The following is a 20322-nucleotide window of genomic DNA, read 5'->3' as shown; positions in this document are numbered from 1 at the left end:
GGCGAATAGTTTAAGCTTTACCTTTGCCAACAGATTTTAAGTAACTACCCTCGTTTTACCACTAAAAAAAGGCGGTTACGACTTGAGCTTAGTTCAAGTTTTGAGGAGTAAGTGTCAACTCTCCCTGCAGAAGGGCGCAGGGTCACCTTTGTAAATCTTCCAGTTAACCTGCCCCCTCTCCACTTATCATACTTTCTTAATGATTGATGGGTACTTCTACTACAAGAAACTGGCTATCTGTTAAACAGTTGATGTGCACAGCATCCGTATCCCACACTCCTATACCGTCTCGCTTTTCAAGGGGTTCTTCGTTAACTAACATGCTTCCGCTGATGTTGAATACGAATACGCCCTTGTTTACAGAATTAAATTTATAGGTACAATCATTGTCTCTCTCAAAATGCCCAAGCGAAAGCTTTGCATTCTGATTTATCCAACAGTGGTCTTGTCCTTCTTCGTTGCTGACGATGGTGACTAACTTATTCAGGCGCTTTTCTTCGGGAAAGTACCTGCGCTGGTAGCGGGGCATTATGTTCTGAAGCTTTGGCTCAATCCAGATCTGCAGGAAGTTTACTTCATCGTTTCCGACATTATGTTCTTCGTGGCGCAGCCCTGTACCAGCACTCATAATCTGCACCCAATCTTTCTGAACTTTTTCATTGTAGCCTAGCGAATCTACATGACTCATAGAACCGGAGAGCATAACAGATATTATCTCCATGTTGGCATGCGCATGCAGGCCAAAACCGTTTTCAGGCGCTACATAATCATCGTTAAAAACTCGGAGAAGCCCGAAGCCACTGCGGGAAGGGTTGTAGTAATTTGAGAAGCTAAAGGAAAGGTTACTCTTCAGCCAGCCTGTGTCTTTCAAGCCACGTTCATTCGATTTATAAAGTATATGTTTCATAGTTCTAAAGTTTATTCATTATTAAGTAAAGGCTACAGCGTTAAGACATGTTTTAACTATTCGGTGCAATCTTACCCCTGTCTCATTTTCACTTAGAGTTAATGTTCGTCTACCATTGTACTCCAAAAACTCAACTTTAACTGTTACGGGCATTGCAATGCCTTTGATACTTTAGTCACCATGCACTTTGTAATTATGGCTACTTCCCTGCTCATACATAGTGTCCACGAAACCAATCTGGTTGTGTTTCTCAATATAAAAAAGATCAGTTGACTTCAGGTACATATTGCGCTGCTGGTTATTCGTGCAAATACTATCACTTCAGCAATGCTGCTTTGCTTGTAGATAGGCTGAAACTGATCCAGTTTTGTATTCATTTAGAAATTAACTAGTTTAGTAACGGCTTTAGGGGTGTTCCGATACAGGAGCTGAGAAAATACCCTTTGAACCTGATCCAGATAATGCTGGCGAAGGGAAAAGCACGGTTAGCTATTTAGCTATTCCCTCTTTTCAATCAATCCTCCCTCTCTGGATACTCCTAAGCCTTCGTTAAACTTTAACTATGCAATGATGAAGGAGCAACTTTGGAATATTATTTCAGCCGTCAGGCAAACGTCACCACTAGTACACAACATCACCAACTATGTGGTGATGAACAATACCGCCAATGCTTTACTCGCAGCAGGCGCATCCCCCGTTATGGCGCATGCCCATAGCGAAATGAACGATATGGTTGCGATAGCAGGCGCACTTGTTGTAAACATAGGAACCTTGGATGAATATTGGGTAGAAAGCATGAAGCTCGCCGCAAAGCAGGCGAAAACATTAAATAAATCGTGGGTGCTGGACCCAGTGGGAGCAGGCGCTACCCCCTACCGAAACCAGGTACTGGAAGAGTTGTTAACCTACAGCCCAGTTGTTATTCGTGGCAATGGCTCAGAGATCATGTCACTGGCAAAAGCCAATATTAAAACGAAGGGAGTAGACAGCACCAACCTTAGCGAAGAAGCGCTGGAAGCAGCGCAACAACTAAGCGAAGACACAGGTGCTGTGGTGTGTGTATCAGGAGCTACAGATTATATAGTTTACAAAGGCAATTGTATAACGCTTGCCAACGGCCATGCCTTAATGGCACGTGTTACAGGTATGGGTTGCACGGCAAGTGCCCTTATAGCTGCCTGTTGTGCCGTAAATCCAGCTGAACCTTTTGTTGCCACTACCGCTGCAATGGCCTTAATGGGAGTGGCAGGCGAGATAGCTGCTGAAAAAGCATCGGGCCCTGGTAGTATGCAGCTTTACTTTTTAGATGCCCTTTACCAACTCTCTGAGAACAAATTCACGCAGCGCTTAAAAATGGACAGCAAGTAATGGGTTCATTTCCTTACCACCTATACCTGGTGACAGATGAAAAATCCTGCAACGGGCGTCCTATGATGGAGATAGTGGAAGCAGCTGTAAAAGGTGGTGTAGACCTGGTGCAGATACGCGAGAAGCAGCTTTCGGAAGAAGCTTTTCTGAAGAAGACCTTACAACTGAAACAGATGCTGGACCGTTACAACGTTCCCCTGATTGTGAACGATAACCTAGAAGTAGCGCTTCACAGCAATGCAGCAGGTATACACGTTGGCAATAACGATGTCCCACCCCAACAAATAAAGCAGAGGTGGGCTAACTGTGGTATACTTGGTTACTCGCTGGAGTATGAAGAACACTTGCTAAGCGAGAGCGCTACACTGGCAGATTACCTGGCGCTAAGCCCCATTTTCTCTACGCCCACCAAAACAGACACTGTAACCGAATGGGGTCTGGAAGGCATACGCCGTATCAGAACCCTGACAGATAAACCTTTGGTGGCTATTGGCAGAATTAATGCCACCAACGCAGCAGAAATCATAAAGGCTGGGGCTAACTGCTTGGCCGTTGTATCAGCCATTAGTGCCGCTCCAAACCCAGCCAAGGCCGCTGAACAGATCAGGAATGAAATAGAGAAATCGATATGAAAAAATATAAATACCCTGCCGTGCTCACTATAGCTGGCTCAGACAGTGGCGGCGGAGCAGGCATACAGGCTGACCTGAAAACCTTTGCTGCCCTGGGCTGCTTTGGCACTTCTGCTATTACAGCTATCACAGTTCAGAACACACGAGGCGTAACGGGCATCCATAGCGTACCTGCGGCTATTGTACAGGGGCAGATAAAAGCGGTGATGGACGACATAAAACCTGCCGCCATTAAAATTGGCATGGTGCACAGTGCTGAGCTAGTAAAAGCCATTGCCACCGTACTCAGAAATTACACTGTACCCGTTGTGCTGGACCCTGTTATGGTAGCTACCAGCGGGGATAAGCTGATAGAAGACGATACCATTGAACAATTTAAACAAGAACTCTTCCCTTTGGCAGAGGTGGTAACTCCTAACCTGGACGAAGCACAGCTACTTTCTAATACGCAGATACAAAACCTGGAGGAGATGAAAAATGCTGGACGCTTGATATTACAGACAGGCTGTGAATCTGTACTGGTAAAAGGTGGGCACCTGCAAGGGCCGCGCCTGTACGACGTATACCTACATCAGCACGGAAATATGCGTGTGTTTGAATCGGCAGCTATTGAGAGCCATAACACCCACGGAACTGGCTGCACGCTCTCGTCTGCCATTGCAGCTTATATAGCTCTCGGAATGGCACCCGCTGAAGCGATAGAAAACGCAAAGCTGTATGTACACCACGCCATCGACCATGGCAAAGATGTGGTAACAGGCGAAGGCCACGGCCCTTTAAATCATTTCTTTGACCCTATAAAACAACAAAAACATGAACTGGAGTAAAACCGCCTGGCAGGCTAGCAGCAGCATCTACGAACAAATTATAAAAATGCCTTTTATACAAGAGCTGATAGAAGGCACACTGGACCAGGAGAAATTCAAATTTTATATAGGCCAAGACTCGTTGTACCTTGCGGATTTTGGACGGGCTTTGTCGCTGATTGCGGCGCGGGCACATACCACAGCACATGCACTGGAGTTTTTGCGCTTTGCAGAAGGAGCCGTTGTGGTAGAACAGGCTTTACACACAGGTTACTTCCAAAAGTATGGTATAGTAGAAGATGTACCAATTTCACCTACTTGCCAGCACTATACCAACTACTTACTTAGCCAGGCTGCTCTGGAGCAAGTAGAAGTTGCGATGGCTGCCGTACTGCCCTGCTTCTGGATTTACAAAGAAGTTGGTGACTATATTTATCAGCAACCGCAGCAGGAAAACAATCCTTACCAGGAATGGATAAACACTTACGCTGGAGAAGAGTTTGGCGCCATAGTTACCAGGGCTATCAACATCTGTGACGAAGTAGCCGAACGCTGCACACCCGCACAACAGCAAGCTATGACAGAGGCCTTTTTAGCTGCGAACAAGTTAGAATGGATGTTCTGGGACAGCGCGTGGCGTTTGGAAAGTTGGCCCGTATAAAGTGATAGCTTTCACTCTAAAAGCCTATCAGATAGTTTGCTCATTGGAAACTGCCTTCAACTGAAAGCGCAAAATCTTCTACCTCCTCTACGGCTCCTGGTTGTAAAGCACCCAGGAAAGTAGCGCCAATACGTACCCTTACCAGGCGTAAAGTCGGGAAACCTACAGCAGCTGTCATTTTGCGCACCTGTCGGAATTTTCCTTCTGTTACAGTAATAGAAACCCAACTAGTAGGTCCATGGCGATCGTCTCTGATCTTGCGGCTCCGTGCGGCAAGATCAGGGGCAGTTTCTAATCTGAATGCTTTACAGGGGTGTGTTTTATACTGCTGCTTCCCCACACTTATTTCTACGCCTTGTTGTAGTTGGTCTAAGGCTTCATCTGTTATCAATCCATCTACCTGAGCATAATATTCTTTCTCTACCTCTTTCCTACGGACCTGTTCACTCATTTTTCCGTCGGTGGTAAGTAGTAGCAGGCCTTCGCTGTCCTGATCTAGGCGACCGATAGCCATGGTTCCTTCAGGAAAATCATACAGGTCTCCGAGTAGCTTTTTGTTTTTATGCTCACACACAAACTGGCTGAGGTAGCCGTAGGGCTTGTGTAACTTAAAATGCCTGTGCTCCTTCTCTTCTGGTTGATCTTGCAATGCTCTTGATGCTTATAATATATGCCACAAAGTTAATTATGAAATTCTGCTTATCCTTATTTTCCCTAAGAACACATCTTTTTCCGCTAGCTTCTTTTTGCTTTTAAGCCTCACAAAAACCTGAAATTGGCAGACTAAAAATCTGTGTTACTGGCCAACTACCTGTAAATGCTACGTAAACTATAGTTCTGACACAGACAAAAGGCTATGAAAAAAGACAAGAAGAAAACTACAAATAAACTCACGGCGCAGCACTTGCTTAACATTGGTTTTCCCGCAGGCAAACCACTAGGTACTGCGCTGAACATTATGCACACCTACTATACAGAGTTGGCTAAAAACCACCAGTTGGAGCTTTGCCAAGAGGTACTCGCTGCTCCTGAGCAGTACCAATTACACTCCACTCTCGGACCGTTGGCGCAAGCTATTTCAGCTTACAAAGAGGCCGAACCAATTGCTTTGAAAGACAATCAGCCAGAATACGCCATTTATGGAGCTGCAGGAATAGAAAACGGAGCTAGAGAGCAGATGGAAATTGCCATGCGCCTACCTATTGCACAAGCTGGTGCTCTGATGCCTGATGCCCACCAAGGATACGGGCTTCCTATTGGTGGCGTGCTGGCTACAAAAAACGCTGTTATTCCATACGGTGTCGGTGTGGATATTGGCTGCCGCATGAGCATGAGCATCTACGACATACACAAAGGCTACTTAGAAAAGAACAGCGAAAAGCTGAAGAAAATATTAACCGATAACACACGTTTCGGCAACGCCACTTTTAAAAGACCGATGGGGCATGACATTATGGACAAGCCTGAATTTGCGGAGATTCCTGTGGTGCGTGAAATGAAAGACCGTGCCTATTCACAACTTGGCACCTCAGGCGGCGGCAACCATTTTGTAGAGTTCGGAACCATAGAGATACAAGATGCTGATAACGAGTTCAACTTGCCACTGGGTAGCTATCTGGCTGTGCTTTCACACTCTGGCTCGCGCGGATTGGGTGCCAACATAGCTGGATATTATACCAAAGTAGCCATGGATACTTGCCGACTGCCGCAGGAGGCTAAACACCTGGCATGGCTCGATCTGGACACGGAGGCAGGCCAAGAATATTGGCTGGCCATGAACCTCGCAGGCGACTACGCTTCAGCCTGCCATCACCAAATTCACGAACGAATCTCGGAGGCGCTGTATGAGCAACCGATGGCTACAGTAGAAAACCACCACAATTTTGCATGGAAAGAGAAAGACGCTAAAGGACGAGAAGTGATTGTGCACCGAAAAGGTGCTACGCCAGCAGGCAAGGGAGTGCTAGGTATTATACCTGGTTCTATGGCAACTCCAGGTTTTTTAGTACGAGGAAAAGGCGATATAAAAGCTCTCAATTCTGCCTCGCACGGTGCAGGCCGCGTCATGTCGCGTACGCAGGCAAAAAACACACTCTCTAAACCGCAAGTACAAAAGCACCTTCAGAAAGCAGGCATAGAGGTAATTGGTTCTGACTTAGACGAAGCGCCCATGGTATACAAAGACATTCATCAGGTTATGGCCGCCCAACAGGATTTAGTTGAAGTTGTAGGGACTTTCCACCCGAAGATTGTACGCATGAACGGAGATCCAAAGTACATGGAAGTGGATTGAAAAGATCATTACAACTATCAGACAACTTGTTTTAACAACTACTATAAGAGAAAGGGCCGCTTGTTTAAATAAACAAGCGGCCCTTTCTCTTATGTATGTCGCATGCTTATGCTATACCTTTGTTCTTCTGCAACTTAGTCTTTACCTGGTTTACGAATAGCTCCATAAAGCACAGGGCTAAAAAAGCGAAGGTTCTCCAGAATGCAAGTCATGCTATAGAACTTCTTCGGGTCTATTTCTGAATCCTCAGCCATTGCTATTAATAAAGCATCCAGTGTAGCAGTAAACTTATCATCAAACTCTTCTTCTGTCATCTTCATATTGTAAGGCTTTACGCCAATGTAGTAACCTTTAATTTTAAAATAAAATTTCATCTTAAAGATAAAAGCTTATTCACTTTACCAACGAAGCTATCCATGTTTTAAGGCTATCAACATGTCTTATTGATTTTCTCTTCAGCTGAATAGTTATTCCAAAGAGCCTAAAATCCTGCTGCTGCGTCATCTCCTCTAGGGTCTGCTCCTCCTTCTAACTTACCATCTGGCAAAACTAGAATTGCTGCAGCCCTACCAATACCCCCCTCCAATTTTGGAGCAATTTTATGACCGTTTAGCCACAATTTTAAACCTGTACCGAAACCCAAAGCACCTACCTCCGAAAGCACCCAGTCTGGCAGCCACTGATGGTGAAACCTGCCTGCATTGATGGCTCCTTGAGCAGGCAAACCGTGTTCTATGATGTTCAGAATAATCTGATACACCGTTGTGATGATGGTGGAGCCGCCCATACTTCCGACAACTAAAAACAGTTTTCCATCTTTTTCAAGTATAGATGGTGTCATAGAGCTAAGCATTCTTTTACCTGGTTCTATGGCATTGGCCTCCCCTCCTACCAAACCATACATATTAGGATTGCCAGGCTTTGCACTAAAGTCATCCATCTCGTTGTTCAGCAAAAAACCTGCACCCGCTACAAAAACCTTCGCCCCAAAACTGCTATTGAGTGTTGTTGTTACAGAAACAGCGTTGCCAGCAGCATCAATTATGGAGTAGTGGGTGGTATTAGGTCCTTCGTTAGGTGCTGGTGTTCCCGCAGACACAGCATCACTGTCGGTAGCTTTGTCTAAGGTAAAATCTGCCATTCGACTTTTAATATATGCCGTGTCTAGCAGTCCTTCCACAGGAACATCATAAAAGGATGGATCTCCCAAATGTTCTGCCCGGTCAGCATATACACGTCTTTCTGCTTCAATCATCAAATGAGCCGTCTTTTCTGTTTGTAGGCCCCAGTCAGCAACAGGATAATCTTCTGTAATTGTAAGAAGTTGCAAAAGCGCTATGCCGCCGCTTGATGGCGGTGGCATAGAAATAACTTTATAGTTCTTGTAGTTGCCTTTTAAAGGCTTTCGCCAAACCGACTCATAAGAAGCCAAATCCTCTTTCGTAATCATACCGCCCCCTCGCTTCATTTCTTCCTCTATAAGTTCGGCCGTTCGACCTTCGTAAAAACCAGCTCTGCCATTGTCGCGGATGCGCTCGAGGGCTAGGGCAAGGTCTTGTAACTTTAGGGTGTCCCCTTCCTTCCAGTGGTTTTTAAGGATGAAATTTGGTTTTTGGCTGCTGTACCGTATAAAATCACCTCTATACAGGTTAAACTTCCTCGCTTCTTTCTCAGTTAGCGGAAAGCCTTTAGCGGCCAGATCTATAGCAGGTTGCACCAATTCCTGCCAAGGCAGGCTGCCGTACTTTTCATGCGCTCGCACCATGCCATCTACTGTGCCTGGTACACCAGCAGCTAAATGTCCATTTACACTTAAACCCTCTATCACTTCGCCGTTCTCGTTCTGGAACATGGCAGGGTGAGCGGCTCCTGGTGCCTCCTCTCTATAATCTAAGGCATCTGTAGTGCCATCCTGCTGGCGCAAAACAAGAAAGCCTCCACCACCAATGTTACCCGCATCAGGGTATACCACAGCCAGAGCAAACTGTACTGCAACGGCTGCATCTATAGCGTTACCACCTTTTTCCAGAATATCTGCTCCAACAGCCGAAGCTAATGGATGTGCCGAAACCACCATGGCATGATCTGTCACCAATCCTTTTTCGTGCAGGTCTCTGTTGGTGCAACTGAGGGTGCCAAAAAGTAAAAAGAATAACAGTGGCAGTATTTGTTCAAGATGTCTTTTCTTAGATAGGTTATTTTTTTCAAGCATTAACTCCATGGAGATTGATCAGCAGTTTTTTGTTTTTTATCTGTACAATGCACTATATGTACAGCATCTCAGGCAGGCAGGTTCTGGAAAGCTTTTAAAGACTAGATTTCTCTAATGTTGGAATAGGTGTTGGTTTCCACTTAATTAAGCTTACAGAAACGTATCAACAAAAGACTTCTTATTAGCAGGCTACATATTTTAGCCTATGGAAATTACATAGATAAGCCCAACCGCCTTAGCTGTTAAAACAGGCCAGGCAGTTGGGCTTATTGATCTTTTAGTTGATACTTATAGCTAAACGCTACAATGAAGTCTCTGCTAGTTGAGGCATTAACTACTCATTTCCATTTCGGCGGTTGTAGGTTCAGGCTGGGTTGGTAAGTCAACAAATACATACCTGAAGTCAAATAATTGCTTACTGTTCAGCAGGCTTCTGTTGTTCCTAAACTCTGGCCAATCTGTTAAAAGCACTAGCACATCTGCCTGCTCCACAAGCTTTTCCAGTGTATCAGTATAAGTAAGAGGCATTTTGTAAGTAGCATCAAACACCTCATTAGCCATCGGGTCGTAAGCTTGTATGTTAGTGTATCCCTTGTCCAGTAGCTTCTCAATGATGGCTTTACTTGGTGAAAGGCGAACATCGTCTGAGCCGCTTTTGAAGGCAAGGCCAAGTATACCAACCGTGCTGTCCTTAGGAACGGTGTTGGCTACTTTGGTCGCAACAAACTCCATTACTTCCTCATTTATCTGCAAATTGCCAGACAGAATTTTGGTGTCGAACCCTTTTTCCTTGGCGATACTGTTTAAAGCCGCCGTGTCTTTAGGGAGGCAATAACCACCGTAACCGCAACCAGGGTACACATAACTCGACATTTTTGCAGGATAACCACTCCAACGCTTATCCTGGTGCAGAATTTTAAAAGCCTTGGCTACGTCAATGTCTCCAATGTGATCGGCAATCATCGCCATTTCATTGGAAAAACTGATGAGCGTGGACAGGAGCGTATTTGAAAGATACTTTATATATTCAGCTGAATTGTAGTTTACATAATGCACTGGCGCTTTGAAAGGCTGGTACAACTCATTCAACACTAGCTTGGACTGCTCGTCTTCCACACCAATCACAATTCTATCAGGATTCATAAAGTCATCCCAGGCAAACCCCTCTCGTAAAAATTCTGGGTTAGATGCTAAACCGATAGATTTATTGTATTGTGCGTTTAGCTCTTGCACATAAGGCTTTACTTTTTCTGAAACAGTAGAAGGCGGAACAGTAGACTTCGTAACAATTACTTTGAAAGAGCCATCGCTAACTTCAAACACGTCTTTTACTGCCTGCAGCAGATAAGTTAAATCTGCGCTACCGTCAGCGTTTCCTGGGGTGCCTACACAGATAATTACCGCCTTGCTGTCATTTACAGCTTCAGATAAATCGGTACCCAGTATAAAATTGTTGCCTAACTCCTCCTGAAGAGCCTCTGGAAGATTTGGCTCAAAGAAAGGCACCTCTCCCTTGTTAAGTTTCTCTATTCTATTTTGATCTACGTCTATGCCGTAAACTTTAAAGCCCTTTTTACTAAATCCTAAGGCGGTGGTCAGCCCCACAAATCCTAATCCTAAAACAGTTATCATTATAGCTATCGTTTTGGGTTGTTCAAAAATTCTAAGTAGCGCTGTATGCCCTCCTCAACGCTTACCTTTGGCTCATAACCAAGTATGTTTCTGGCTTTGCTTATATCAGGGCAACGCCTGTTTGGGTTGTCGGTCAGGTATTCTTTATCGTTAGATTCCTTAAAAGTAATCTGGCCCTGATAATCGAATATCTCTTTGCCTTTTCTGTTAAAGATTTCAGCAAATTGCCTCACCGATAACTCAGGCTGATCCATGCCAATGTTGAAGACATCAAAAGAACCGTGCAGCATCACTTTGAGATATCCTGTAATGGCATCCGAGATGTAGCAGAACGTGCGGGTAGGCTTGCCATCAGAGAGTATTTCCAGATCCCTGCCTTCCACCACAGCCTTCGCAAAGTCAGCTGGCAGGCGCTTGTCGTTTATGTTCATACCAGGCCCATAGTTATTGAATGGCCTAGCCACACCTATAGGCATGTTATGTTTCTGTGCAAACAAGTAGCAGAGCGTCTCGCCAAAGCGCTTAGCTTCATCGTAGCAAGCGCGAGGCCCAATAGTAGCAACGTTACCTCGGTACTCTTCTTTTGTAGGTATAAATTCAGGGAAGGGATCGCCATAAATTTCGCTGCTCGAGAAGAACAAAAAGCCTTTTAACTGCTTGCTGGCATAAAAATCTAGTAGCCTTCGCAAACCTGTGATGTTGGCATCTACCGTTTCGATTGGGTATATACGGTAGAAAGTTGGAGAAGCAATAGAAGCTAGATGGATAACCAGATCAGCATCTTCGGCTCCAGGTATGTCTGCCACTGTATCGTTTATGACATCGAATTTGTGAAGCTCAACTTTTTCTGGATTGCTTTCAACTAGCGTATCAAGCCAATCTTTGGTGCCAGTCAGGAAGTTATCAAGCCCTATGACGCGTTTTAATTGCAGCTCTTCTGAAAAAGTAGAGAAGAAGTGCATAAAATAATAGCCCAAAAAGCCTCCGCAGCCAGTTATAAGTACGGTAGAGTTCCGAAGTTTTTCTTTTTCCTGTGTTGTAAGTGCTCCGTAAATAGCTGCCATGTCCTCCTGCACAATGCTATTTAAGGCTGTAGTTTCTATAGTTTCATTCATATAGTTGCAATCTGTATTCTATTTTTAGGTTGTTAAAATTTATTAGCTTCTGCGTGCCCAACTAAGAAACCACTGCTCCTTTTTCCTTCATTTCAGGAAAAAACATAGCAGTTTGCTCTCTGTAAAGGCGCATCACAAGCGAATCTTCATTTAATTCTACGTCATCGAAAGTGAGGCATTGGTCACGGGGTATGTCTCTTTTCAATACAGCACCCTCAGCCAAACCAATCGGCAGGAGGTTTTCCTGTTGTACGGTAAGCGCATTCTCGCACTGTCCATAGGTGTCGTAGCCACCGAGGCCGTCCAGCTTTTTGCCTGCTTTCAGATCGGTTTTAGCCTGTGTTATAACCTCTACTACCGGGCCTGCCAGTGGTGCCATTACGACGTCGTTCATCAGTACTATGCGGGCAATGGAGTGCGGAAGCTCGAAGTAGCAAAGATGGTAAGGTGTATAGAAACTGTAGAGAGGACCTTTGCCTAACTTTCCGTAGTCAAGGTACTTCTGCGTCATAGGGTCATCGGAGGTGGCATAAATAAACACCCCTGGGCCTGGCTTTGGACCAACCACATAATCTACAATGCCACCCTTTTCCTTCAGCATTTCAATATCATACATGCCAGTCATGTCGTCGACATGGCCATCGTAATTCAGACCGATCATCCCTCTTTTGGCCACTCCCATGCCTGTTGCATTAGCAACACATGCCTGCTCGAAAGATATCTTTGTGCCATCTGCAAAAGAAGTCACCATTTCAGGTGTCATGTCCCATACAGCAGCAAACCCTTTTTGGGTAGTGGGGTTGCGGTAATAGTCCTGAAGGCCTTTGATATTTCCGCAAAGCAGTGGAGTTAAGCCGATGCTTTTCACAAAGCGGTACAAATTCATAATAACACCAGGCTGGTCTCCATCACCTCCGCTCAGCAATACACCAGCTTGATCTGCGTACACTTTCAGCATCGGGCCAACGGTAGCATCCAACTCAGCGTTAAAGTTTAGTACGTGCTTTTTATGCTCTATCGCTTTCATAACAACATTAGCCGCATACTCTATCGTGCCTGTCATCTCTACGATGATGTCTATTCCGTCTGCCACACAAAGTAGTTCAGGATCGCTGGTTACAGCAAAACCTCCATTGTTCCAGCATTGCTGCAATTCATCTAAATCATTACATACTTTAGCTTCTGTACCTGTGTATTCATAGGCAGCTAAGGCTTTCTTGATGGTACGGTTAGCAATGGCCGCCACTTCCATACCAGGGGTGTAACGAATAATTTGATTTACGAGGCCTTTGGCCATCACGCCAGCGCCTATAATGCCTACGCGCACTGGTTTGCCTTCTTGTTGACGGGACTGTAAGTGTTTATCGATAATGATCATGGAAGATAAGTTTATTAGGGTATTTTGTTACCCTGTTTAATAGAGGAGCTCTGTTTGTTTCTCTATGCAGTTGTATTGGAATATGCTTTCTCCTTCTCTATAACAAAACCCGATTGTTATGAATATTTCTATCTCAGGAAGTTGTTTAAACAGATGCATCTTTACGCGTGTACATTTATGTAAGGCAGAGCTAGTTTATTACTAAACAGGTTACATATTTTTTTAAAGCTTTTGCAGCTATTGTTATAATTATTATATTTTATTATTTTTTTCTTATTGATGCTTCATTATCCCTGTGAGGTTAGGATCTTCATGAATAAACAGCTGCTTGGCAGAAAAAGCTACAGCCAACTGTATAAATGGCTACAATAAAGTATAAGTCTTTCCCATTTTTTTGATTTTGGATGCCACTGTTATCTATGCTAAAATCTATATCAGCTTATACTTCAATCTTCTTATATAGATTCAAAATATTTGAAATACTTTTTACTAAGATTTGATTTTCCTGAAAAGGAAGTATATACACTTTCGTTGGCCAAAGATGTGACTGTAAATTTTGTACGGATATATAATAAATGATCCGTGCTTAGCAGTACCGTACCAAGTGCCGTTTCTATTTTAAGTTGAGCAAGTTGAACTGCCGTGTTGGTTACTCCTTTTGTATTGTATTAGGATACCTTCTTAAAAGTCATGCTTCCATATCCAACCACCCCTCCTTTTCCAAGGATGGTTGCTTTTCTGCTTCATTGACAGTGGGGCTAATGGTAGCAAGCTTCTGTGTAGAAGTAATGCTGCTCCAGAATTTGACGCATAAAATAAAAAACGGCCTGTCTTTGCTCAAAGACAGGCCGTTAAAAATAAGCGATAGGTTTAATTATAAATTTGATCCTCTATCGTCAAAGTTGCCTCTGTCAGAAAAACCATCTGTGCCACCAGAGCTGCTTTGGCCAGAGCCATAGGCCCTGCTACCTAATGAGCCGTAGCCACCGTAGTTGCCAGCAGATGTACCATAGGAGTCATGCCCATGTGAACCACCCATATTACCGCCCATATAGCCAGTACCGTCTCCATAGTTTTTGCCTCCATAGGTGCTTCCCATGCCAGTGCCGTAGTTGTCGCTAAAGTTGCGGGTGGCATAGTTTGGTACTCCTCTATTAGAGTGCATATCTGCATCTCCTTCGCCACCGCCATATCGTGTACTCCTGAAACCATCTCTCCTTCCAGACAAATAAGCTTGATTCTCCTGTGCATTTCTTTCGCGCTGCATGCTGTTCAGCGTGTTATACCGATCAGAGGTACCATCAAAACTTGAGATACCATAACCCTGCCTGATATCTCCTAGCCTACCTTGGTCGCCCCTTAAGTTGTCGTAGTAATTGTGCTCCATGTCATAGTCACGGCTGCGGTAGTCATCAAACCTGTCTCTGTCCTGGTAGTCCTGGTAGTCCTGGTTACGTTCAGCTTCACCATCTCGGTTGTAGCCTCTGCTGTTCTGAAAGTCTCTTTCAAACTCTCGTTTCAATTCACGCCCAGGTCGATTCTCATGGTTATAGTCGTTGTATCTTTCGTTATCGTAGCCACCGTTATAAGCACGGTCTCTATCATATCTGTATCTTTCCATAGTGTTTATTTTAGATTTGTCAGTTCTCTCTTATAAACGTTAGCCGCCGCTCTCGGTTTAGAGCTTCTATGTACTTTATCTGTTGTACTTACACTCTAAGCTCATAATATTGAGAATTAACTAACTCTTCTCACCCCATCCTCAATTACTACAGGCCTACTGCAAATTTGTACCGACAAACTCTTCTCTCTAACTTTTCTTAAACAAGGAAGGCTACTCTTGATGAGTAGCCTTCCTTGTTTAGCTTAAAATCGCTCCGATAATATACTGATTATTTTACTCTTTTGAACTCGATTCTGACAGTCTGACGATGTGCGGCCTTCAACTCGTCGCTTGGGTAGTAATAATAAGTAGCTGGGTGGTTCTCCCAAGACCATATCATTTTATCACCAGAAATGCTTAGTTCATAGCGGCCAACAGGATCTCCCTCTACAACTAAATAGTGCTTGCCGCCCTCTTCTATGATGGTATACTCTATTGGTACTCTTGAGCAAAAATCTCTGTAAAAGGATTCTGCTCCGAAACCGTACTCTGTTGATATAGCAAATGACTCTTTATGAAGCTCCTTGCTTTGTTCATCATAGAAGTGGCTCACTGTCATTGTTTCCTTCCATGTTCCTAAAATCTGCTCACTGAGCGGCACAGGTTCATCATCTTCTTTACAAGAAACTAACATCAAGATTAAAAGGACGGGCAAAAGGAAGAGCTTTTTCAAGAGACGGCGAGATTACAAGTACATGCTGAATTTAACATTTATAACTGTACAGGCAAGTGGATGTATACATAAAAATAGAAAATTATTATTTATGCTGCTTCGTTTACTTGCACAGATAAATAGTCTATACCCGCCTTTCCTTAAACAACAGCGTGTCACTAATCCTACTTAAAACTTTGTACTATGAATGTACCAGAAGAGATTCAGCATGAATTGCTGGATATAATAAGTAAAACAGTGAAGGTCGAGGTTTAGACAATAGGTAAGCATAACTATTTCTGTATAGGCTGCAGGTATGTACCTTCTAAAATTACGCGTGAAGAAGGTCTTTTAAGTGTTTGAATTGTCATCAAAGACTTATATTCATGTTTATATTATTTTAATACTTTTCTTCAGAATAAGCAGAAAAAGCAGTTAAATCACAGTCATATTTTGATTTCCAGTTATTTTTCCTTATATTAAAAATATAGGCTAAAAAAGCAGCAATAGGCTAAAAAAGCAGCAACTCAATTACACTATGCCTCACAAACTGAGGCTCAATAGTACCGCACAAAACTCAAGTCAGCAAAGGTTTTGCTTCACTACTGTAGAGATACAATCAGCAACAGTTTACAAGTTATAAACTAACTGACTTTCTATTTATGGCATCTTATTACTTTGCCACCAGTATGCATGCTTTTTTAATTTGCTTGCTTTGCTAGCCTAAAATTATTTATCTAAACTATAAAAAATCAATATGTTACAGATCAGAAAACAAACCCACAACTATGACTCTTATGCAGAACAAATTATCAACTATGCTCAAAAAGCAGGTTATAAAGAAATAAAGGCAGACTTTACTGGCTACGACAGCCCCGCATCGCTGACTATGATAAGCCAGAACATGACCTTGACTCCTGATTTTTCAGCTAAACGCGGCGATAATAAATATTACTTCGAATTAGTGGTTAAGAATCAAGATGATGAGGCTTTAAATACTTTAGTAAGTAAGTGGAAAGTTTTGGAATCGATTGCCAAAATGAAAGGCGGAGACCTAATGCTTTTTGTGCCCCACGGTAGCTATAAATTTGCGACAGAGCTAATACAAAACCATGGCATAGATGCCAAACTTACCAAAATGACAGAAATAGCAAGCTCTTAACAAGAGCCTGCTTGCGCAACAGTACCCTCAGAAACTTTTATCTTTTCTTAAAAAGGCTTTACTTCTAACAGATACCTTTTACCCTGCTTAACTTTGCCAGGTAACTACATGCTAGTTTGTAAAATTTTGCACTAGTTATAGGAATACCTTGCAAGAGTAAGGCTTACGCTATAATTTCAAAGTTTACAGCTATATATTAGCTTCACTTTGGAAAATTTGTCCATGCCAATGGCTCATCCTTTTTTAACTTTCGAAAACGTTAAGGTCAAATACTTGACCAATACCTTGTTCCAAAATTTGAATTTCGAGGTTTCGGAGGGCCAGCACTGGGCTCTGGTAGGCGACAGTGGATCTGGAAAAACAAGGCTTCTGCACACCATCATGGGCAAGTATAACATTGTGCAGGGGCATATGCAGCACCATTATGTAGAAGATTTTCTAGCAGAATTTCCACAGCAAGACGTACCGTTCAATTATCGCCACCTGATAGCCGAAGTGCCGCAAAAGCACAACTTCAGGAATCTATCTAACACTACTGAGTTCTATTACCAGCAACGGTATCATGCCTCCGATTCTGAAGACGCACCAACAGTATTGTCTTTTCTTGATGCTGTAGAAGCACCTGTAGGCAAAGCACTGTATTGGTCTAAGGCTAAAGTTACAGAGGCTTTTAAGCTGGAAAAACTGCTGCATAAAGAATTGATCAAGCTGTCTAACGGCGAAACGAAACGACTGCTATTTGCAGCGGCACTACTTAAAAACCCGCGCCTTTTGCTGCTTGACAATCCTCTTACTGGGCTTGATGTAAAGACACGGGGGGAACTGCATGAGCTGATTAGTGAAATAACAGCCTCAGGAATAACCGTCATCATGGCTACCTCTCCTAAAGAAATATCTCCCGCCATTACACACGTAGCTACCTTAGCCAACGGCGAAATAGTAAAGCAAGAGAAGAGGCAGGATTTTATGCCTGCTGCTAACGTCGAAGAAAACCTACTCTCTCCTACCATACAGGAAGAACTACTAGCCCTGCTGCAACCACAGAATAAAGCAACTTTCAACACAGTTGTTGGCATGCAGGACATCACGATTAGCTATGGCAGCAAGCTTGTACTTGATAAGGTGAATTGGCACATAAACCAAGGAGATCGTTGGGCTTTGCTCGGACATAATGGCGCAGGCAAAACCACTCTGTTGAGCCTGATCAACGGCGACAACCCGCAGTCTTATTCCCAAAATCTTATACTTTTTGATAGAAAACGGGGAAGTGGCGAAAGCATTTGGGACATTAAAAGCAAAATTGGCTTTGTCTCGCCTGAGTTATACCAGTACTTTCCTTACGCCAGCACTTGCCACGAAGTAGTAGAGTCTGGCTTCTACGATACCTTAGGGCTGTTGCGCCAAAGCGAACCTATACATGCCGAACTAGCCTTACGTTGGATGAACCTGTTAGGTATAGCACAGGATGCTAACCTGCCGCTGCGCAATGCCTCTGCCAGCAATCAGCGTTTATGTCTGTTAGCCAGGGCTCTGGTTAAACATCCGCCTTTGCTCATTTTAGATGAACCATGCCAGGGGCTGGACCAGCAGCAACAGCACAATTTCAGAAACTTGCTAGATGCTATCTGCGCCAGCAGCAACACCACACTTATATATGTAACGCATTATCAGGAAGAGCTACCTACCTGCGTAGACAAAGTGCTTCGGTTAGAACAGGGAAAAGTTTGTGTATAGACAATTGCTTCTCTTTGACGTGCATATTTTAGTCCCCAAGGTGAAAAAGTCGTAATCCGTAGTCCGTAATTAATTCTTTAACCCATGAAAATAGGACTCCTCTCCGACACCCATAGCTATATAGATGACCAAATCCTGCGCTTGCTGGATGATAAGGATGAGATATGGCATGCTGGCGATTTCGGAACAGCAGCAGTGTCGGAACGTTTAAGTGAGATAGCGCCAGTAAGGGGTGTTTATGGAAACATTGATGGGCAGGACGTCAGGCAGCTACACCCAAAAGTGCTGCGGTTCGATGCTAATGGTTTGGATGTACTGATGACGCACATTGGTGGCTACCCAGGCAAATATCATCCTGATATCAGGCAGGAAATTAGAACAAACCCTCCGCAACTTTACATTACTGGCCACTCCCATATTTTGAAGGTGATGACCGACAAAAGCCTAAATAACCTGCTGCACATTAACCCAGGCGCTGCTGGCAAGCATGGCTTTCACAAAATTAGGACCATGGTACGCTTTGCCATTGAAGAAGGGCAACTGCGCGATCTGCAGGTGATTGAGCTTGGGAAGAGGGCATAAAAAAAGCGTGCCTGCGGAGCAAGCACACTTTGAAGTCTTTCTATAACCCCGCCAACCGAAGCATACACAGCGCTGGCAGGCAGATGGTTTACTTTACCGTAAAGGGATTATTCAGCAGAAGTCTCTTCTGTGGTAGCAGCAGGAGCCTCAGCAGCTTCTGTGTTATTCTTTGGAGCCTCGCCAAACTGAGCTCTCAGTTCGTCCATATCAACATTCTTGATAACTGGCGTCAGTAACAAATGTTTGATACGAGCCTGCTTGTTGTTTGCTCTTGCCTTATTTTTACGGTCTTTTCTTTTAAGTCTAGTAACTCCCATCGTTGCAAAAAATTTAATTTGAACCGCAAAGGTAAGTTATTACTTTTACATTGTAAAGTTTTTACCCAATCAAATTCATGAAACTAATCACAGACCTTCGTTCCGATACTGTTACCAAACCTACACCCGCTATGCTGGAAGCCATGTTTGCAGCAAAAGTAGGCGACGATGTGTACGGAGAAGACCCCACTATAAATGAGTTAGAGGCTAAGGCTGCGGCTATGTTTGGCAAGGAAGCAGGCATCTTCTGCCCTTCTGGCACCATGACAAACCAAATTGCAATAAAGGCCCTAACAGAACCGCTTACAGAAGTTATCTGCGACAGGACAGCACATATTTACCAGTATGAAGGCGGTGGCATTTCGTTCAACTCGCTTGCCTCTGTAGCCCTGGTGGATGGTGTGCGTGGTAAAATGACACCAGAACAGGTAGAATCTTATATCCGCCCGCTTAACAACATCCATTTTCCTGAAACGCGCTTAGTGGCCCTGGAAAACACCTGCAACAAAGGCGGTGGCTCTTATTATAATCTAGCTGAAATTGCAGCTATCTCTGAAGTATGTAAGCGCCACAACCTACCCCTGCACCTGGATGGGGCACGCGTTTTTAATGCACTGGCTGCCTCTGGTGATAGCGCCCTGGACTATGGCAAGTACTTCGACAGTATCTCTATTTGCTTGTCTAAAGGATTGGGAGCACCAGTAGGTTCTTTGCTGCTAGGTAGCAAAGAATTAATTCAGAAAGCGCTCAGAATCAGAAAAGTATTAGGCGGCGGCTGGCGACAAGCTGGCTATTTAGCGGCGGCTTGTATTTATGCCCTAGATAACCATGTAGAGCGCTTGCAGGAAGATCACGTTAAAGCAAAAGTCCTGTCAGACGTACTGGAGAATTCGAATTATGTAGACAGTGTGCTGCCAGTAGAAACGAACATTGTTATATTTAAGCTGAACCAGAGGTATACGGATGCTGCTTTTGTGAAAGCTTTAGCAAATGAAGGAATCATTGCAGCCAGTTTTGGCCCTCAGATGGTTCGGTTTGTGACACACATTGATGTAACAGATGAGATGCTGGAGCATACTGTTGAAGTATTAAAGTCTTTGAACGAGCAGGTGGTAGCAGTGTAACAAGTACTTTAATCCTTCAGCAGAAAGCGCATTTTGAGAAATATGGGGAGTGTAATTTAAACTGTGTCATTTCCATATTTCAAT

20 protein-coding genes and 1 riboswitch are annotated in these 20322 nt (G+C 43.8%); of the genes, 9 read left to right on the top strand and 11 right to left on the bottom strand.

From position 1 onward, the window contains the following. Positions 1-196: 196 nt before the first annotated feature. Together LN893_RS17305 and LN893_RS20845 are read right to left on the bottom strand one after the other, a co-directional pair. A complete protein-coding gene (locus LN893_RS17305) occupies positions 197-907 on the bottom strand; it encodes a pirin family protein (RefSeq protein ID WP_229972291.1) in 711 nt (236 codons plus the stop codon). 171 nt (positions 908-1078) lie between these two features. Continuing rightward, entirely contained in the window at positions 1079-1219 is a 141-nt protein-coding gene (locus tag LN893_RS20845; RefSeq protein WP_369427699.1) for a hypothetical protein, read from the bottom strand. 85 nt (positions 1220-1304) lie between these two features. Then, positions 1305-1400: riboswitch (TPP riboswitch) on the top strand. 74 nt (positions 1401-1474) lie between these two features. Here LN893_RS20845 and thiM point away from each other — a divergent pair. From thiM to tenA, 4 genes are read left to right on the top strand one after another with little or no spacing between them, the layout of a single operon-like run. Next, complete coding sequence (thiM, locus tag LN893_RS17300; RefSeq protein WP_369427698.1) at positions 1475-2275, top strand: hydroxyethylthiazole kinase; 801 nt, start codon at positions 1475-1477, stop codon at positions 2273-2275. Continuing rightward, positions 2275-2907 carry a thiamine phosphate synthase gene (gene thiE, locus LN893_RS17295; RefSeq protein WP_229972289.1) on the top strand — a complete coding sequence of 211 codons (633 nt, stop codon included), beginning with the start codon at positions 2275-2277 and terminating at the stop codon, positions 2905-2907. Before thiM ends, thiE begins: the two co-directional genes overlap by 1 nt. After that, positions 2904-3734, top strand: coding sequence for a bifunctional hydroxymethylpyrimidine kinase/phosphomethylpyrimidine kinase (gene thiD / locus LN893_RS17290; RefSeq protein ID WP_229972287.1), 831 nt, complete (start codon positions 2904-2906; stop codon positions 3732-3734). The genes thiE and thiD overlap by 4 nt, the downstream gene beginning before the upstream one ends. Continuing rightward, a complete protein-coding gene (tenA, locus tag LN893_RS17285; RefSeq protein WP_229972285.1) occupies positions 3721-4374 on the top strand; it encodes a thiaminase II in 654 nt (217 codons plus the stop codon). Before thiD ends, tenA begins: the two co-directional genes overlap by 14 nt. A gap of 40 nt (positions 4375-4414) precedes the next feature. Here the strand turns inward: tenA and LN893_RS17280 are convergent, their stop codons facing one another. Next, positions 4415-5023: a pseudouridine synthase gene (locus tag LN893_RS17280; RefSeq protein ID WP_229972283.1), complete on the bottom strand. Its 609-nt coding sequence runs from the start codon at positions 5021-5023 to the stop codon at positions 4415-4417. Between the two features lie 207 nt (positions 5024-5230). Between LN893_RS17280 and LN893_RS17275 the strand changes: the two genes are divergently transcribed. Further along, complete coding sequence (locus tag LN893_RS17275) at positions 5231-6667, top strand: RtcB family protein (RefSeq protein ID WP_229972281.1); 1437 nt, start codon at positions 5231-5233, stop codon at positions 6665-6667. A gap of 134 nt (positions 6668-6801) precedes the next feature. Here the strand turns inward: LN893_RS17275 and LN893_RS17270 are convergent, their stop codons facing one another. From LN893_RS17270 to LN893_RS17240, 7 genes are all read right to left on the bottom strand, one after another. Beyond that, positions 6802-7041, bottom strand: a complete 240-nt coding sequence (locus tag LN893_RS17270; RefSeq protein ID WP_229972279.1) for a hypothetical protein — start codon at positions 7039-7041, stop codon at positions 6802-6804. 107 nt (positions 7042-7148) lie between these two features. Beyond that, positions 7149-8879: a gamma-glutamyltransferase gene (gene ggt, locus LN893_RS17265; RefSeq protein WP_229972277.1), complete on the bottom strand. Its 1731-nt coding sequence runs from the start codon at positions 8877-8879 to the stop codon at positions 7149-7151. A gap of 330 nt (positions 8880-9209) precedes the next feature. Next, positions 9210-10511: a UDP-glucose dehydrogenase family protein gene (locus LN893_RS17260; protein ID WP_229972275.1), complete on the bottom strand. Its 1302-nt coding sequence runs from the start codon at positions 10509-10511 to the stop codon at positions 9210-9212. 5 nt (positions 10512-10516) lie between these two features. After that, positions 10517-11626: an NAD-dependent epimerase/dehydratase family protein gene (locus LN893_RS17255; protein WP_229972273.1), complete on the bottom strand. Its 1110-nt coding sequence runs from the start codon at positions 11624-11626 to the stop codon at positions 10517-10519. Between the two features lie 61 nt (positions 11627-11687). Continuing rightward, on the bottom strand, positions 11688-13004 hold the full coding sequence (locus LN893_RS17250; protein ID WP_229972271.1) for an NAD(P)H-dependent oxidoreductase: 1317 nt from the start codon (positions 13002-13004) through the stop codon (positions 11688-11690). 874 nt (positions 13005-13878) lie between these two features. Further along, positions 13879-14625 carry a hypothetical protein gene (locus tag LN893_RS17245; protein ID WP_229972268.1) on the bottom strand — a complete coding sequence of 249 codons (747 nt, stop codon included), beginning with the start codon at positions 14623-14625 and terminating at the stop codon, positions 13879-13881. 271 nt (positions 14626-14896) lie between these two features. Then, positions 14897-15304 (bottom strand): hypothetical protein, encoded by a 408-nt coding sequence (locus LN893_RS17240; protein ID WP_229972267.1) that lies wholly within the window; start codon positions 15302-15304, stop codon positions 14897-14899. A gap of 772 nt (positions 15305-16076) precedes the next feature. Here LN893_RS17240 and LN893_RS17235 point away from each other — a divergent pair. From LN893_RS17235 to LN893_RS17225, 3 genes are all read left to right on the top strand, one after another. Next, positions 16077-16481 (top strand): hypothetical protein, encoded by a 405-nt coding sequence (locus LN893_RS17235; RefSeq protein ID WP_229972265.1) that lies wholly within the window; start codon positions 16077-16079, stop codon positions 16479-16481. Between the two features lie 297 nt (positions 16482-16778). Further along, complete coding sequence (locus LN893_RS17230; protein WP_229972263.1) at positions 16779-18215, top strand: ATP-binding cassette domain-containing protein; 1437 nt, start codon at positions 16779-16781, stop codon at positions 18213-18215. An 84-nt stretch (positions 18216-18299) separates the two neighbouring features. Beyond that, the gene (locus tag LN893_RS17225) at positions 18300-18797 is read left to right on the top strand and encodes a metallophosphoesterase family protein (RefSeq protein ID WP_229972261.1); all 498 of its coding nucleotides are present in this window, start codon (positions 18300-18302) and stop codon (positions 18795-18797) included. A 107-nt stretch (positions 18798-18904) separates the two neighbouring features. Here the strand turns inward: LN893_RS17225 and LN893_RS17220 are convergent, their stop codons facing one another. Beyond that, the gene (locus tag LN893_RS17220) at positions 18905-19114 is read right to left on the bottom strand and encodes a hypothetical protein (protein ID WP_229972306.1); all 210 of its coding nucleotides are present in this window, start codon (positions 19112-19114) and stop codon (positions 18905-18907) included. Between the two features lie 77 nt (positions 19115-19191). Here LN893_RS17220 and LN893_RS17215 point away from each other — a divergent pair, with 77 nt between their 5' ends. Beyond that, positions 19192-20238 (top strand): threonine aldolase family protein, encoded by a 1047-nt coding sequence (locus LN893_RS17215; protein ID WP_229972259.1) that lies wholly within the window; start codon positions 19192-19194, stop codon positions 20236-20238. The last annotated feature ends 84 nt before the right edge of the window (positions 20239-20322 follow it).

The sequence above is a fragment of the Pontibacter harenae genome (genome assembly GCF_020907245.1).
Classification (GTDB): domain Bacteria; phylum Bacteroidota; class Bacteroidia; order Cytophagales; family Hymenobacteraceae; genus Pontibacter; species Pontibacter harenae.
This window is presented reverse-complemented; position numbering and strand designations above follow the sequence as displayed.